At 52.8% G+C, this 15,492-nt stretch carries 15 protein-coding genes and 1 other RNA gene; 12 read left to right on the top strand and 4 right to left on the bottom strand.

Going from position 1 to position 15,492, the window contains the following annotated elements; genetic code table 11:
- Positions 1–109 precede the first annotated feature (109 nt).
- Positions 110–736 carry a stringent starvation protein SspA gene (sspA, locus tag CPA45_RS00410; protein WP_096649320.1) on the top strand — a complete coding sequence of 209 codons (627 nt, stop codon included), beginning with the start codon at positions 110–112 and terminating at the stop codon, positions 734–736.
- 61 nt (positions 737–797) lie between these two features.
- Positions 798–1,301 (top strand): ClpXP protease specificity-enhancing factor, encoded by a 504-nt coding sequence (locus tag CPA45_RS00415; RefSeq protein ID WP_096649322.1) that lies wholly within the window; start codon positions 798–800, stop codon positions 1,299–1,301.
- Positions 1,302–1,376: 75 nt separating this feature from the next.
- Here CPA45_RS00415 and CPA45_RS00420 read toward each other — a convergent pair whose 3' ends face one another.
- The 4 genes from CPA45_RS00420 to CPA45_RS00435 are packed head-to-tail and all read right to left on the bottom strand — an operon-like array spanning position 1,377 to position 4,487.
- On the bottom strand, positions 1,377–1,949 hold the full coding sequence (locus CPA45_RS00420; RefSeq protein ID WP_096649324.1) for a BON domain-containing protein: 573 nt from the start codon (positions 1,947–1,949) through the stop codon (positions 1,377–1,379).
- Between the two features lie 55 nt (positions 1,950–2,004).
- Positions 2,005–2,598, bottom strand: a complete 594-nt coding sequence (locus CPA45_RS00425) for a phosphoheptose isomerase (protein ID WP_096649326.1) — start codon at positions 2,596–2,598, stop codon at positions 2,005–2,007.
- 22 nt (positions 2,599–2,620) lie between these two features.
- Positions 2,621–2,992, bottom strand: a complete 372-nt coding sequence (locus CPA45_RS00430; protein WP_096649328.1) for a YraN family protein — start codon at positions 2,990–2,992, stop codon at positions 2,621–2,623.
- Positions 2,982–4,487 (bottom strand): penicillin-binding protein activator, encoded by a 1,506-nt coding sequence (locus CPA45_RS00435; RefSeq protein ID WP_096649330.1) that lies wholly within the window; start codon positions 4,485–4,487, stop codon positions 2,982–2,984. The genes CPA45_RS00430 and CPA45_RS00435 overlap by 11 nt, the downstream gene beginning before the upstream one ends.
- Positions 4,488–4,600: 113 nt before the next feature.
- Between CPA45_RS00435 and rsmI the strand changes: the two genes are divergently transcribed.
- The 10 genes from rsmI (at position 4,601) to ftsW (ending at position 15,490) form a co-directional block, all read left to right on the top strand.
- Positions 4,601–5,458: a 16S rRNA (cytidine(1402)-2'-O)-methyltransferase gene (gene rsmI, locus CPA45_RS00440; protein WP_096649332.1), complete on the top strand. Its 858-nt coding sequence runs from the start codon at positions 4,601–4,603 to the stop codon at positions 5,456–5,458.
- 32 nt (positions 5,459–5,490) lie between these two features.
- Positions 5,491–5,851: RNase P RNA component class A (gene rnpB, locus CPA45_RS00445), an RNA gene on the top strand.
- A 52-nt stretch (positions 5,852–5,903) separates the two neighbouring features.
- Positions 5,904–6,860 carry a 16S rRNA (cytosine(1402)-N(4))-methyltransferase RsmH gene (rsmH, locus tag CPA45_RS00450; RefSeq protein ID WP_165771495.1) on the top strand — a complete coding sequence of 319 codons (957 nt, stop codon included), beginning with the start codon at positions 5,904–5,906 and terminating at the stop codon, positions 6,858–6,860.
- A 14-nt stretch (positions 6,861–6,874) separates the two neighbouring features.
- Positions 6,875–7,210: a cell division protein FtsL gene (gene ftsL / locus CPA45_RS00455; RefSeq protein WP_096649336.1), complete on the top strand. Its 336-nt coding sequence runs from the start codon at positions 6,875–6,877 to the stop codon at positions 7,208–7,210.
- Positions 7,207–8,913 carry a peptidoglycan D,D-transpeptidase FtsI family protein gene (locus tag CPA45_RS00460; protein WP_096649338.1) on the top strand — a complete coding sequence of 569 codons (1,707 nt, stop codon included), beginning with the start codon at positions 7,207–7,209 and terminating at the stop codon, positions 8,911–8,913. Before ftsL ends, CPA45_RS00460 begins: the two co-directional genes overlap by 4 nt.
- 15 nt (positions 8,914–8,928) lie before the next feature.
- Positions 8,929–10,428 carry a UDP-N-acetylmuramoyl-L-alanyl-D-glutamate--2,6-diaminopimelate ligase gene (locus CPA45_RS00465; protein WP_096649340.1) on the top strand — a complete coding sequence of 500 codons (1,500 nt, stop codon included), beginning with the start codon at positions 8,929–8,931 and terminating at the stop codon, positions 10,426–10,428.
- Positions 10,425–11,780: a UDP-N-acetylmuramoyl-tripeptide--D-alanyl-D-alanine ligase gene (locus CPA45_RS00470; protein WP_096649342.1), complete on the top strand. Its 1,356-nt coding sequence runs from the start codon at positions 10,425–10,427 to the stop codon at positions 11,778–11,780. The genes CPA45_RS00465 and CPA45_RS00470 overlap by 4 nt, the downstream gene beginning before the upstream one ends.
- A 9-nt stretch (positions 11,781–11,789) precedes the next feature.
- Complete coding sequence (mraY, locus tag CPA45_RS00475; RefSeq protein WP_078087217.1) at positions 11,790–12,872, top strand: phospho-N-acetylmuramoyl-pentapeptide-transferase; 1,083 nt, start codon at positions 11,790–11,792, stop codon at positions 12,870–12,872.
- A 60-nt stretch (positions 12,873–12,932) separates the two neighbouring features.
- Entirely contained in the window at positions 12,933–14,312 is a 1,380-nt protein-coding gene (murD, locus tag CPA45_RS00480; protein WP_096649344.1) for a UDP-N-acetylmuramoyl-L-alanine--D-glutamate ligase, read from the top strand.
- Positions 14,309–15,490 carry a putative lipid II flippase FtsW gene (gene ftsW / locus CPA45_RS00485; protein WP_096649346.1) on the top strand — a complete coding sequence of 394 codons (1,182 nt, stop codon included), beginning with the start codon at positions 14,309–14,311 and terminating at the stop codon, positions 15,488–15,490. The genes murD and ftsW overlap by 4 nt, the downstream gene beginning before the upstream one ends.
- Positions 15,491–15,492: the final 2 nt, after the last annotated feature.

The raw sequence follows: 15,492 nt of genomic DNA on the forward strand, positions 1-15,492 counted from the left end.
CGTGCGCCTTTTGTGTGTCTGTTCAATTGTTGTGCGAAGCAGGCTGCCTTCCCATAAGGTGGTGCTGGCGTGTTATTATTAGAGATTGTTTTGATGCGAGGATGCTTTCATGGGTGTTGTGGCCAAGCGGTCGTCAATGATCTTTTACTCAGGTGGTGATGATCATTTTAGTCATCGTGTGCGCATTGTTCTGGCTGAGAAGGGGGTGGCTGTCGATATTGTTGAAGTTGTCGACGAGCAGCCTCCAGAAGAGTTAGCAGACCTCAACCCGTACAACAGTGTGCCTACACTGTTAGACCGTGATTTAGTGCTCTATGAGTCAAAAGTCATGATGGAGTACTTGGATGAGCGCTTCCCGCATCCACCGCTGCTGCCTGTTTATCCCGTGGCGCGTGCTCAAAGCCGTCTCTGGATGCATCGCATCGAGCGTGAGTGGTGCCCAATGCTTGAGCAGATCCGCAGTGGTGGGAAAAAAGAAGCTGACAAGGCGCGCAAAGAGCTGCGCGAAAGCTTGATTGGTATCTCGCCGATTTTTGAAGATATGCCTTACTTCATGAGCGAAGAGTTTACCCTGGTAGATTGCTGCTTAGCGCCTATTTTATGGAGGTTGCCTGAGTTAAATATCGAGTTGCCTGAAAAACAGGTAAAGCCGCTTTTAAGCTATATGTCGCGGGTATTCGAGCGTGAGGCGTTTAAGGCATCTTTAAGTGAGCGTGAAAAAGAGATGCGCGCTTGAATTCATATGGTCCCTTCGCTTTGCTAGTGAGGGACCTTACTTGTTAGGAGGAGGGGGTCTTATGAAGTCGAGTCGTCCCTATCTCGCCCGTGCCCTCTATGAGTGGTTGTTGGATAACGAACTTACGCCTTACTTGGTTGTTGATGCGACACAGCCAGGCGTGGAGATTCCGCGTCAGTTTGTCCAGAATGGCCAGATAGTACTGAATGTGGCCCCAACAGCTGTGCGTGATTTGTTTATGGAGAATCAGGCGATTGGCTTTAGCGCACGTTTTGGTGGGCAGCCAATGCAAGTGATGATTCCTACGCCGGCATTAATCGCTATTTATGCGCGTGAAAACGGTGCCGGAATGGTATTTGGGCATGAGCCTGAGCTTGGTTCTGCAGGATTTGATGATGAAGAGCCTGATGACGCAGAGCTTGGCGAGAGTGCTTCAGGGGAAGTAGTTGAGGCTTCCAAGCCTGAACTGACTGTCGCTGAACCTTCTACTGCGAAAGAGGGTGATCACTCTGAATCAGATCAAAAGAAGCCAAAGAGAAAGCCAACGCTTCGTGTAGTGAAGTAAGCTTTTTGTTAGAAGCTTGGTGGCAAAAGCCTCACACATCTGTGTGAGGCTTTTTTAATGCATAAGCTGCTAGCATCAGTCTATGTAGTCGAATACTTTTACAATTCGCTGAATTCCGCCAACTGCGGAGGCTGCATTAACAATCCGGTCTGCTTCTTCGCGAGTTACCATGCCCATTAAGTAAACGCTGGCATTCTCAGTCGTTACTTTCAGCTTGGATGAATCGATGCGGTCATTGGTCGCTAAGTGGCTAATGACATTGGTGGTTATCCATGTGTCGGTCAGGCGCTGGCTGGCAGGGAGGCGTGCGGCAATCGCCAGCTCGTTGTGGACTTCGTTTACGCCGCGTAGTGAGCTGGCAACGTCTCCTGCTTTTGAGCGTAGCTCTTCACTGGGTACTTGGCCTACTAGTAATAAGGCGCCATTGTAGCTATGCGCACGAATGCGTGCATCACCAAGCCGTGCATCGGCGCGGGCAAGGGCGCGCTCAGCTTCACGCTCGATAGTTGCATCTACGGCTTCGACATCATTGCTGCGCTGGCCATAGTTTGAGGGGTTTGATGCCGTGTTGTTAGCACAGCCACTTAACAATATTGCGCTACATACAGCGGCAAGAATGACTTTGCGAGAAGAGCAGCCCAAGGCCATAGTGATGACTCCTTTAAATAGTAAAAGATAAGCTTTGAATAAACACTAGAGTTGTTTAATCAGTGCCACCAAATAGCTGTTCATCGATTAAATCACATAAGCAATGAATAACCAGTAAATGAACTTCTTGGATGCGTGCAGTTGAGGTGGCAGGAACTCGGATTTCACAGTCGTCCTGCCCTAAAAGCGAAGCCATGTCGCCGCCATCGCGCCCAGTGAGTGCGACAACTGTCATGTCTCGATCATGGGCTGCCTGGATGGCCTGAACCACATTGCCTGAGTTGCCGCTAGTTGATATTGCTAGCAGCACGTCGCCAGGTTGTCCGAGCGCCCTAATTTGTTTTGAAAAAACTTCGTTATAGCTGTAGTCGTTAGCAATCGAGGTAAGTGTGGATGTGTCAGTTGTTAGGGCTAGTGCAGGTAGGCTTGGGCGCTCGCGCTCAAAGCGGTTAAGGAGTTCCGCTGAGAAATGTTGGCTGTCTCCTGCGCTTCCGCCATTGCCGCAAGCCAGGATTTTTCCTTCATTTACTAAGCACTGCACCATCATTTGGCTAGCCACTTCGATAAAAGGTGGTAGTACCTCGCTGGCATAGGTTTTGGTGTCAATGCTGGCATTAAAATGATTGAGAATGCGGGATTGAAAGTCCATTAGGGCTTCCTAGTCAAAAGAGTCAATACGCATCGAAGGCTGCTTTTTCCCACTGAAATACGAGTGAGGGTGGCGTGCCTGTGATCGCTAGAATATCAAAGCGGCAGGGGCTGGAGATAGCATGCCGGGCTATGTATAGTTTGGCTGCGCGGATTAGGCGATACTGCTTTTGTGCAGTGACTGTTTCCAATGGATGACCATAGCGTGTTGTGGTGCGGTGTTTGACCTCTACAAAGACCAGAATATCCTGATCAGTCATGACAAGGTCTAGTTCGCCCCCTTTAACATGATGGTTGCTGGTTACCAGTCTCAAGCCCTGCTGCTGCAGCCATTGAGCAGCAAGCTGCTCAATGGCTGCGCCGCGATGTCTGGCAGTTCGGGCGTTATTGGTCATTTCCAAACAAGCCAGGAATCAGAATTGGTGAGGGTGTGCCGTTCTGAAATCTCGCCCAGGGCAGTTCGCGATATATGCGGCCATCATTAGCGATGTATAGAGTGCCAGTGCTGCCGCTCATACCTTCCAGTGTGGAAAGGTCGGACATGCGTGTGGCGATCTCAAGGGCATCGACTCCCATTGCCATTAACCGAAACATGGAGGCGTCTGATTCATCACGAAGGCGCTGGTAGGTGCCGTAAAAGGGTAGAACTTCCTCACCGCCTACTGCTGCGTCAGGAATTTGCCAGGGAATATCCATAAACATTACATCATTAAGATCTTGATCTAGGCGTATTTGGCGGCGCCCTTCATGTAGATGTGATGTGGCATAAACTGGCAAATTTTGTGCGTAGTAATAATCCATTGTGGGTGGAACTTGGCGTGCATAGTCGGGGAGCGCTAAAAGAAAGAGGGCGTCAATGTTGCCAAGACGTGCGCGCTCACCACTTACATTGAGCGCGGTTTGTACGGCATTCGACACCGAACTGCTTGGGTTGTAGCGTACTGCGTTGGTTACCTCACCCCCTTGGCGCTGGAACTCATTCCAGAAGGCCTCGCCTACGCGGCGGCCCCAGTCGTTGTCGGGCACCATGACTGCCATTTGGCGGTGACCATCCTGGTGGGCGCGGCGAGCTGCTTGGCGAGCTTCATCTTCTGCGGATAAGCCGTATTGAAGTAGTCGAGAAGCTCGGCTGCGTTCGCTGTTGCCATAATTAAGCGCTAACGTAGGCAGTGGTACGCTGTCTCGCTGTTCTAATGCGGTGACTTGGCTTTTATCTAGGGGGCCTATCAACAGCTGTGCATTCATCTGCTCGGCACGGCTATAAATCTCATCGAGTGAGTATTGCGATGCATCTAAAAAGCTGAGCTGTACGTTTCCACCACGAATTTCATTATGGCTACGCATGGCCGAAGCAATAGTGTTGGCTACGCTGCTCAATGGGCCTGACTCAGGGAGGGCGACAGCAATACGTTGAATGTTGGCGCCTTCGAGCCCGGGTATTGTAGCAATCCCTTCCCCTGGCTGATCCAGAGCTTCTCTTGCCCATTGGCGGCGCTCAGCAAGCGTTTCCTGCTGGCTGGCTTGCATCGGCAGCTCATCGTCAAGCACTTGGGTTGCACGTAGAACGGCGCGGGGGTTGTTTAGGGCGCGTGCAAGTTCAGAGTAAAGCATTGCCCAGCGCACACGATCAGTTTCGGAGAGTAGGCCTTCGTCAATTGAGTCGGCTGCTTCAAAGGCGTTTTCACGCTGCCCTTGCTGGGCAAGAATATTAGCCGCCTCTAATCTCGTCTTTGCCGCTTGCTCAGGGGCCTGTTGTTCAGCTTGGCTTAGTAAGCGGTTGGCATCCTGGTCTGGCACGCGGTCAACCACACTTGGGGGTTGCATGGCGCACCCTGTGACGAGAAGCGCCACAAAGGCAGTGGCAAGTAAACCACGTAGTGACTGTTTCATGTATCCTTCCTTAGTTTCCATTTGCGCTGCCGCTGCTTGGCGAGCAGATAAATGAGTCGTTGCAACAGCATAACGCACTGGCAGGGCAAGCCATTAACAAATCGGGAGTCACAATGACACACCAACATCCGGGTACATTGTACGTGGTTGCTACCCCAATTGGGAATTTGGAAGACTTAACGCCACGTGCTGCCCGGGTTTTAGCGCAGGTATCGCGGATTGCAGCTGAGGATACGCGCCACAGTGGCCGCTTATTGGCCCATCTGGGAATTAATAAGCCGATGCTTTCGCTGCATGATCATAATGAGGCGCGCCGAGTAGATACGCTGGATGCCTATCTTGAGGCGGGCGAAGATCTGGCCTTGATCAGCGATGCAGGCACGCCACTAATCAGTGATCCTGGTTTTGTATTGGTCAGAGAGTTGCGTGCACGAGGGCGTAAAATAGTGCCCTTGCCAGGTGCTTGTGCGCTGATTACTGCGCTCTCTGGCGCTGGGTTGCCAACAGACCGCTTTACCTTTGGAGGCTTTTTACCTGCAAAATCTGGCGCGCGTCGCCAAGCGTTGGAGCAGTGGGAGGCACGTGAAGAAACACTTGTGTTCTATGAGTCCCCTCACCGTATTTTGCACACTCTGGAGGCGCTGCGGGAACAGGTGCCGAAGAGAAATGTAGTGCTGGCTCGGGAGTTAACCAAGACATTCGAGACATTCCTGCATGGCTCTCCGGATGAATTAATCAACTGTTTGACCAATGATGTGAATCAGGCGAGGGGCGAGTTTGTGGTGATTATTTCTGGTGCGCCTGCTGTTGTGCAGGAAGATCATCAGTCTATTCATGCAGACGAATTGTTGAAATCCTTGCTGGCAGAAGGGGTAGGCGTCAAGCAAGGGGCGGCTGTTGCGGCCAGAATGTTAGGTGGAAGAAAGCAGGAATGGTATGCAAGATTGCAAGCAATTAAAGGTGAGCATTGAGGCAAACGCAGGGCGCTGGTATGCTTGCCGCCGGAGTTGGCCAGACAGTCGCCGCTAATATGCCAGTAATGGCTGCTTAGGGGAGGAAAGTCCGGGCTCCATAGGGCAGAGTGCCAGGTAACTCCTGGGCGGCGTAAGCCGACGGAAAGTGCAGCAGAGAGTAGACCGCCTAAGCCTTTCGGGGCCGGTAAGGGTGAAAGGGTGCGGTAAGAGCGCACCGCGCGCCTGGTAACAGTGCGTGGCAAGGTAAACCCCACTCGGAGCAAGACCAAATAGGGACCCAATGGCGTGGCCCGCGCTGGGTCCGGGTAGGTTGCTTGAGCGCTGTGGTGACGCAGCGCCTAGAGGAATGACTGTCCACGACAGAACCCGGCTTATCGGCCGACTCCCCATTTCCATGAAGGGTGTGCTCAGCACGCCCTCCCAAATTTTGTGTGAGAGTAAAATGCCTTCTGCTGACGCTGACCAGGTCGCTTCCCACTTTCGCCATACCAGCGTTTTATTGGAGGGAGCGGTAGATGCGCTAGTGCATGATCCCGATGGTACTTACCTGGATGGTACTTTCGGCCGTGGGGGGCACTCCCGACTTATCCTTTCGCGTTTAGGTGAGCAAGGCCGCTTGATGGCCATGGACCGAGACCCTCAAGCCATCGCTGCAGCAGCTGAGATTGAGGATGCGCGCTTTCAAATTACCCAGCGTGAGTTCGCACATTTAGCTGAGTATGCCAAGGAGCATGGGCTTTATGGCAAACTTTCAGGTGTGCTATTAGATATTGGAGTGTCGTCTCCCCAGCTGGATGATCCTGAGCGTGGCTTTAGTTTTATGCGTAACGGGCCTCTGGATATGCGAATGGACCCTACACAGGGTGAGAGCGCAGCTGAGTTTTTAGCGCGTGCGCGTGAGGCAGATATTGCCAATGTGTTTAAAACATTTGGCGAGGAGCGCTATGCAAAGCGCTTGGCCCGTGCGGTCGTTACTCGGCGAGCTGAAAAACCGTTTACCCACACTGTGGACTTGGCTGAGGTGCTTAAGGCGGCTCATCCAGCATGGGAGAAAGGGAGGCATCCAGCCACCAAAGCTTTTCAAGGGCTACGCATTTACCTTAATGGCGAATTAGAGCAGCTTGATGCTGCTTTAGAGGCGGCTCTTGAAGCGCTAGCTCCAGGTGGACATCTGGTAGTGATAAGCTTTCACTCCCTGGAGGATCGTCGCGTAAAGCGCTTTATCCGCCATCATGTGCGGGGAGATACTCACTTGCCCCGTGGTGTGCCTATTCGAGATGATCAGTTGAATCGTCGTCTTGAAGCACTGGGTAAAGGAATGCGGCCAAGTGACGACGAGGTGGATGTTAACCCTCGAGCACGTAGTGCTGTGATGCGAGCCGCCCGCAAACGAATGTGATCACGGATGCAATCATGAGTATGGATCGGATTGAACGTTGGGTCGCGATATTACGTACTGAGTGGCCATTTAGGCTGCGTATACGTTTGTGGCCGCTAGTCATTAGCGTTTTATTCTTGCTCTGCATGGTGACGGGCCTGGCTGTTGTAACTACCACGCATATGACCAGAATGCAGTTTGCTCAGCTACAGCAGCTAGAGCAGGAAAAAAATCAGCTGCAAACCGAGTGGGGACAGCTGTTGCTGGAAGAGGGCGCTTGGTCAACCCCGGCGCGGATCGAACAAATTGCCACGGAACGGCTGGATATGCGTATTCCTGATGTGAATGATGTCGAGGTCATTCGGCCATGAGTCAGCAGCGACGGGGTGGAATGTCCCGGCAACTGCCAGTTGCGCCTCCGCTAGCAGGTGGGCGTTTTCTATTTATCTTGATTCTCGTGATCCTGGCATCGAGCATTTTGATAGGGCGAATTACGCTCCTGCAAGTAATTGATCGCCCTTTTCTTCAGAGTCAGGGGGATGCGCGAACCCTGCGTCACGAAGCAATCCCTGCGCACCGGGGCATGATTACTGACCGTAATGGTGAACCCCTGGCAATATCGACGCCTGTCGTCACTCTTTGGGCAAACCCCCAGGAGTTGCCCAATGATGGTATCCAGCGCTTTATGTTGGCCCAGGCATTAGGCATGACGATTGATGATTTTGAGTCCCGGATAGCGCGCTTCAGCAGTCGGGAGTTTATGTATTTGCGCCGCCAGATGACACCAGAGGCGGCGCAGCGCATTCTTGATCTGCGTACCCCAGGCGTTTATCCCCAGCGGGAGTACAAGCGTTACTATCCCGCTGGTGAAGTAGCCGCCCAGTTGCTGGGCGTGACGAATGTCGATGATGTTGGTCAAGAAGGCTTGGAGCTTGCATACCAGCCCTATTTGGCAGGGCACCCAGGTCAGCGTCGAGTTATTAAAGACCGCCGTGGGCGGCTAGTGCGTGAGCTTGGGGTGATTCGTGATGCCCAGCCTGGTGGTGAATTAACACTCGCTATTGATCAGCGCATTCAATATATGGCGTATCGAGAGCTGCGGGCTGCAGTGGCTGAACATGAGGCGGATGGTGGCTCACTGGTGATGCTCGATGCGCGTACCGGTGAAGTGTTGGCGATGGCCAATTTGCCCTCCTATAACCCTAATAATCGTGCTGGGTTAGATCCCCGTGGGTTGCGTAACCAAGCGTTGGTTGATGTATTTGAACCAGGCTCAGTTATGAAACCTCTAGCAATGGCTGCGATTCTTGAAAGTGGGGTTGTTGATCGGGATGTCGTGGTAGATACCTCGCCAGGTTGGATGCGGGTCGACCAGTTTACTATTCGTGATTTTCGTAATTACGGCGCGCTTGATTTAGCTGGTATTTTGGAGAAGTCGTCCAATATCGGGATGTCTCGGTTGGCGCTACGGCTAAGCGATACCGCTATCTGGGAAAAGTATAATCAGTTGGGGCTGGGGTATAGCCCGGGCACTGGTTTTCCTGGTGAGTCAGCGGGTAGTTTGCCAGCGCCGGTACGCTGGTCGCGTAGTGAGCGAGCGGCGCTGTCATATGGCTACGGGCTTTCAGTATCTGCACTGCAGCTAGCCAGTGCTTATACAGCGTTGGCTAACGGCGGTGAGCGCTTGCCTCCCTCTCTGTTAAGGCTGTCAGAGCCGCCTCAGGGAATTCCTGCGATCTCTCCAAGTGTCGCCAATGATCTTTTAGATGTTTTGGAAACCTCCGTTGGGGCCTACTCGGGCGGTCGTCGTGCGCGCGTTGAGGGGTATCGCGTAGGGGGTAAGACTGGCACCGTGCGTAAAACTGGCCAGCAGGGTTATATGGCTGATGCCTACCGCAGTGTTTTTGCAGGTATAGCGCCGATTTCAGATCCACGTATTGTTACTGTTGTCATGATTGATCACCCAAAGGCAGGCCAGTTTTATGGTGGGGCAGTGGCTGCACCCGTGTTTTCAAGCGTGACAGGCAATGCATTACGGTTGCTAGATGTGCCGCCGGACCATGGGGTCGATTAGCGTGAAGGAGATTGCATGACGTTGCACCCTAGCAGTTTGTTACAAGCGTTAAAGCAAGTATGGCCAAATGCTTTATTACCTGATGAATTACTTGGTTTGCCTGCTGAGCTTCGCTTAATAACTGATACCCGCAAGTTACGCGTTGGCGATGTGTTTATTGCTGTGCCGGGTAGTCAGCAGGATGGGCGGGCGTTTATTGAGCGTGCGTTAGAGTTGGGTGCTTCTTTCATATTGGCACATACCAAGCAGAGTAAGGCCACATTGGAAGGGCAGGTGCTCTATTTGCCGCACCTGTCCTTGCGCCTTGGCGAGCTAGGAAGGGCGCTATTTGATGTTCCTAATGATTTGCAAGTGATCGCAGTTACCGGGACCAACGGCAAAAGCTCAGTGACTCACTATATTGCTGCTTTGAGTGAGTTGCTAGGCACGCCTGCTGGGGTCGTGGGTACTTTAGGTACAGGCCGCCCGGGGCAGTTGTTAGATAGTGGCCTCACTACTCCAGGGCCGCTAGCACTTCAGCAAACCTTGGGAGATTTGGCTCGTCAGGGGGTAAAGCGTGTTGCTCTTGAGGCATCCTCTCACGCCTTGGATCAGCACCGATTAGAAGCTGTTGACGTTAACGTTGGTGTTTTTACCAATTTAAGCCGTGACCATCTGGATTATCACGGCAGTATGGCGGCTTATGCTGCTGCTAAGGCTAAGCTCTTTCGCCGCGCTGAGCTAACGCATGCGGTAGTGAATGCAGACGACCCATTAGCACGCTTAATGTTGGCTGGTTGCGACAGCAAGGTTCGGGTGCTTGCTACTGGTTGTGACGATGCTGTGACGCTACGCGTACTTGACTGGCATCCCCACAAGGAGGGCCAGCAGGCACTTATTGCTACGCCTGAGGGCGAAAAAGCGCTCGATCTAAGTCTGATGGGGCGCTTTAACTTAGATAACGTATTGCTGGCGATAACGGTGCTTTATGGAGTGGGAGAAACGCTCGATCGCCTGTTTGATGCAGCATCGGCGCTCAAGCCGGTGCCTGGGCGTATGGCGCTTTATCGTGCAGCTAGTGGGCCTAGTGTAGTGGTCGATTATGCCCACACACCGGATGCTCTGGATAATGCGCTAGGCGCACTTAAGGCGCACTTAGGTAGTAGCGAAGGTAAGTTGTGGTGCCTTTTTGGCTGTGGTGGCGAGCGCGATACGGGGAAGCGAGCGGAGATGGCCGCGGTAGCCGAACGTTTGGCGGACCATGTGGTGATTACGGATGATAATCCCCGCTTTGAGTCTGCCGAGCAGATACGCAAGGAGATTATTGCTGGCCTCTCACCGGATACCCCCTTTATGGAGCTGGGTGATCGCCGTCAAGCTATTGCCTATGTAGTTCAGCAAGCAGGCCAGAATGATGTCGTGCTGGTGGCAGGGAAAGGGCACGAAGCTTACCAAGAAATAGCAGGTGTCCGTCATGCCTATCAAGATGATGAACAGGTTGTAAAAGCCTTGGCGCTAAAGGATTCAGGACAATGAGTTGGACGCTTGGGGAGGTCGCTGCTGCGCTTAATCTCCTGCCTCCGGCACTACCTGAACTGCCGCTAACGGCGGTAGTGACTGATACTCGCAAGATTGTGCCGGGTTGCCTGTTTGTTGCGCTCAAAGGGCCGCGCTTTGATGGCCATGACTTTCTTGAAAAAGCGCGAGAACTGGGTGCCAGTGCAGCGCTGGTGGAGCAGTCGAACGACAGCGCTTTGCCGCAGCTGGTATGTGCTGATACCCGCTTAGGGCTGGGGCTGCTGGCAAAGGAGTGGCGCTATCGTCATAAGCTACCTATCGTTGCGGTAACCGGTAATAGTGGTAAAACCACAGTCAAAGAGATAACGGCTGCCCTGTTAGCTCCACTGGGTGATGTGCTGGCGACAGAGGGTAACTTGAATAACGACTTCGGTGTGCCGCTTACCCTGCTACGGCTTACCGAGTGCCATCAGGCGGCGGTTGTGGAGCTTGGGGCAAACCATCTAGGTGAAATTGCTTGGACCAGCCAGTTAACGTCTCCTGATGTTGCCATTATTACTAATGTGACCGGTGCCCATGTGGGTGAGTTTGGGGGTATGGGGCAGATCGCCCAGGCTAAAAGCGAAATTCTATCAGGCTTAAGTGCCAGCGGCGTAGCTGTGCTGAATAGAGAAGACCGTTATTTTGCTTTTTGGTCAGCCTGCGCTGCACCGCGCCGGATAGTCAGCTATGGCTGGGATAACCAGTCAGATGTCTATGCAGCAGCCCTTTCCTGTGATCAACAGGGGCGGTATGCTTTTACGCTGGTCTATCAGGGGCGGGCGCTTGGTGATGTTCGCCTTCCGCTTATCGGTAAGCACAATGTTAGTAATGCTTTAGCTGCTGCTGCAGCGGCCTTGGTGGTTGGGGTGGCGCCCGAACGAGTAGTGGCAGGTCTGTCGCTTTTGCCGAGCTTGCCAGGGCGTTTAAGTAGCGTGCCGGGGATACGCAATGCCACGCTGCTGGATGATACCTACAACGCGAACCCCGGTGCGATGAAGGCCGCCTTAGAAACCCTAGCAAATTTTCCCGCTCCGCGTTGGTGCGCTCTTGGTGCAATGGGGGAGTTGGGGCAGGAGTCTGAAACACTGCATGCTGAGATTGGCCGCTTTGCTGCCTCGCTTGGTATCGATACACTGCTGACTTTCGGTGATGCCGCGCGTTCAGCCAGTGAAGCCTTTGGTCGCGGGCAGCACTTTGACGACCACGAGACGCTTGTGCGTCATATCATTAATACGTTGCCGCCTGACACCACACTGCTGGTGAAGGGGTCGCGTAGTGCAGGCATGGAGCATGTCATCGCCGCGCTACGTTCGGATGAAATAAGGTAAACGCCGTTCATGTTACTTCACCTGGCGAATTTTTTAGCCCAATATCAATCGGCCTTTCAGGTTTTCAATTATCTCACGTTGCGCGTTATTTTAGCGGCTTTAACGGCACTAATGCTTTGTCTATGGCTAGGGCCGTGGGTGATTCGTCGGCTGGTTGAAGGTCAAATTGGTCAAGCCGTCCGCGACGATGGTCCCCAGTCACATCTTTCCAAAGCGGGTACGCCAACGATGGGCGGCGCCATGATTTTGCTGGCGATCGCAATCAGTACCCTGGCGTGGGGTGATTTAACCAATCATTACGTCTGGATAGTGCTAGCCGTGACTCTCGGTTTTGGTGCTATTGGCTGGGTAGATGACTACCGAAAAGTGGTTGAGAAAAACCCAAGAGGCTTGCCTGCACGCTGGAAGTATTTTTGGCAGTCGGTAGTAGGTTTAGGGGCTGCGATAGTGCTGTACGTAACGGCCTCCACGCCTGTTGAGACGAGCCTGTTAGTACCGCTATTTAAAGATGTTGCACTCCCTCTAGGTGTGTTCTACATCGTGCTAACGTATTTTGTGATTGTGGGTAGCTCTAATGCGGTTAACTTAACCGATGGGCTTGATGGGCTTGCCATTATGCCGACTGTATTGGTGGCCATGGGATTATCTGTGTTTGCTTATGCAAGTGGCAACGCGGTATTTGCTAACTATCTACACATCCCCTTTATTAATGGAACCGGTGAGCTGGCGATATTTTGCGCCACCATTGCGGGTGCGGGACTAGGTTTTTTGTGGTTTAACACTTACCCAGCCCAAGTCTTTATGGGTGATGTTGGGGCGCTTGCGCTTGGTGCTGCGTTAGGTGTGGTTGCAGTGATTGTCCGGCAGGAAATTGTCCTGTTTATTATGGGGGGGATTTTCGTGCTTGAAACGGTGTCGGTCATTCTCCAGGTAGGCTCTTACAAAATGACAGGGCGGCGTATTTTTCGTATGGCTCCCTTGCATCACCATTACGAGCTTAAAGGGTGGCCGGAACCGCGGGTTATTGTGCGTTTTTGGATTATCACTGTTGTGCTGGTACTACTAGGCCTAGCCACGCTCAAAGTTCGTTAATTAGCCGAGTGTTAGCGACGCAGCGCCGCCACTGCCGTGACGCATAAAGGAGCCAGAACAATGGTGCAAGTACCACAGGGAATGACCGTCGTGGTTGGCCTGGGAATATCGGGGCAGGCAATTTGTCGCCATTTATCGCGCAACAATATCCCCTTTATGGTGGCTGATACGCGCGAGACGCCTCCAGGCCTAGAGGCTTTTCACGTGGCTCACCCTACTGTCACTGTTCACTGTGGCCCTTTAGCCACCCTCGATTTCACTTACGCCCATGAGGTGGTAATAAGCCCTGGTGTTGATCCCTGCTCACCTGGGCTTAATGGGCTTTTGTCCCGCCGTAATGAAGTAACTGGAGAACCAGTGCTCATCGGCGAAATTGCTCTGTTTGTCAGGGCTGTTAACGCTCCTATTGCAGCCATTACTGGCTCTAACGCGAAATCGACGGTCACTACTCTGCTTGGGGAAATGGCGGCTGCCTCAGGGGTTTACGCAGCAGTTGGTGGTAATTTAGGCACTCCCGCTTTGGATCTGTTGGCGCAGCACCCGAATGCAGATCTCTATATTCTAGAGCTCTCCAGCTTTCAGCTGGAAACTACACCCTATTTAGGTGCTGCTTCGGTAGCGTTTTTAAATCTTTGTGAGGATCACCTGGATCGTCACGGTGACATAGCAGGTTATCAGGCAGCTAAGCAGCGTATCTTTCTAGGTGCTCAGCACGCTATCGTGAATGCCGATGACCGGCTCACCTGGCCCATAGACACAGTGCCCGCGCTTGAACACTTCACCCAAGCCCAGCCCATGGGTGAGGAGTGGGGGCTGGTTAACACCGGTGGAGAAGTGCTCCTCGTTCATGGCAGTGACCCCTGGGTGAGTGCTAAAGAGCTTGCAATGGCAGGTCAGCATAATTATGCAAATGCCCTGGCAGCATTAGCGATGGGAAGAGCGCTTGGCTTTTCCAAGCAATCAATGTGTGAAGCGCTTTGTGCGTTTAAAGGGTTGGCGCACCGCAGTGAGGTTGTTGCTCAGATTAACGGGGTGACATGGGTGAATGATTCAAAAGGCACTAACGTAGGTGCAACCCTTGCCGCCATTAACGGCATCAGCGCCACGCTTACTGGAAAGCTCATTTTGTTGGCAGGTGGGGTCGGTAAAGGCGCCGATTTTACACCGCTGGCAGCGCCGTTAGCAGAGTGTGCCAGAGGAGTATTGCTATTCGGAGCAGATGCACCGCGCTTGTCAGCGGCACTGTCTCCATCGAACCAGGTTCACCACGTGGAAGATTTGTATCAGGCACTGGCCGTTGCTTGGCAAATGGCAGAGCCGGGAGATTGCGTGCTTCTTTCCCCAGCTTGCGCGAGTCTTGATCAGTTTGCGAACTACCAGGCCAGGGGGGAAGCGTTTAGGGAATGGGTGGTCAATAAGCAGGCTGGAGTTAACCTATGAGTCGTTTCGAACGTCTGCGTGAAGCGTTAACAACGCGGCACTTGCCCTGTGATATCTGGCTGATTGTATCGGTAGTGGCGCTCGCGGGTTTAGGCTGGGTCATGGTCAGCTCTGCCTCTATAGGTTTGCTTGAGAATAGCTATTACTACTCTCGACAGCATGGGGTTTTTTTGGTGATGGCTATCCTGGCATGCCTGTTTATGCTTTGTGTGTCGCTTGAGGTCTGGCGCCAAAACGCGGCGCTGATTTTGTTATTCAGTATTTTTATGCTCGTTATGGTGCTTATCATCGGCCAAGAGATAAACGGGAGTAGGCGCTGGATTGCATTGCCCGGTCCTTTACCAAGTCTGCAGGTCTCCGAGTTTGCCAAGCTTGGTTTGATCTTTTATATGGCGGCCTTCATGTCGCGCTTTGCTTATGATCTTCGACGTCGAGCCTTTAGCATGTGGCGCCCATTAGCGGTGTTGGCGGTCCCTGCTGGCCTGCTGTTTTTGGCGCCTGACTTTGGTGGAATGGTAGTCTACTCCGTCTGTGTGATAGGCATGCTGATGATGAGTGGCGCCTCACTCACGCTGTTATTTGGCAGTGGCGGTGTGCTGGCATCAGGTGCTGTGATGATGGTGGTGATGGAGCCTTATCGTTTGGCCCGCTGGACGAGCTTTTTAGATCCATGGGCCGACCAGTTTGCCACTGGCTATCAGTTAACCCAGGCACTTATTGCGTTTGGCCGTGGGCATGTGACAGGCACAGGGCTGGGCAATAGTGTGCAAAAGCTGCACTATCTGCCGGAGGCGCATACTGACTTTATCTTTGCAGTGGTTGCAGAGGAACTCGGGATGGTCGGCGCTATTATTGTTGTGCTGTTATTTACGATTTTCATCGCCCGGGCTATGTGGATTGCTCGTCGTGCTGAACTATCAGGACATATGTTTGGTGCGTATGTTAGCTACGGCATTGGCTTTATTATCGCGGCACAAGCCTTTATTAATATGGCGGTTAGTGCCGGATTACTGCCCACTAAAGGCTTAACACTGCCGCTGATTAGCTATGGTGGTTCTAGCTTGCTAGTTACCGGCATGATGGTAGGGCTGCTGCTGCGTGTCGATGCAGAGACACGTCACCGGCCACGTCGCACGCCAACACCCTACAAGCCTCGTCATGAGCCGCGGTTATCGTAATT

It is taken from the genome of Vreelandella nigrificans (assembly GCF_002374315.1).
Lineage (GTDB): Bacteria > Pseudomonadota > Gammaproteobacteria > Pseudomonadales > Halomonadaceae > Vreelandella > Vreelandella nigrificans.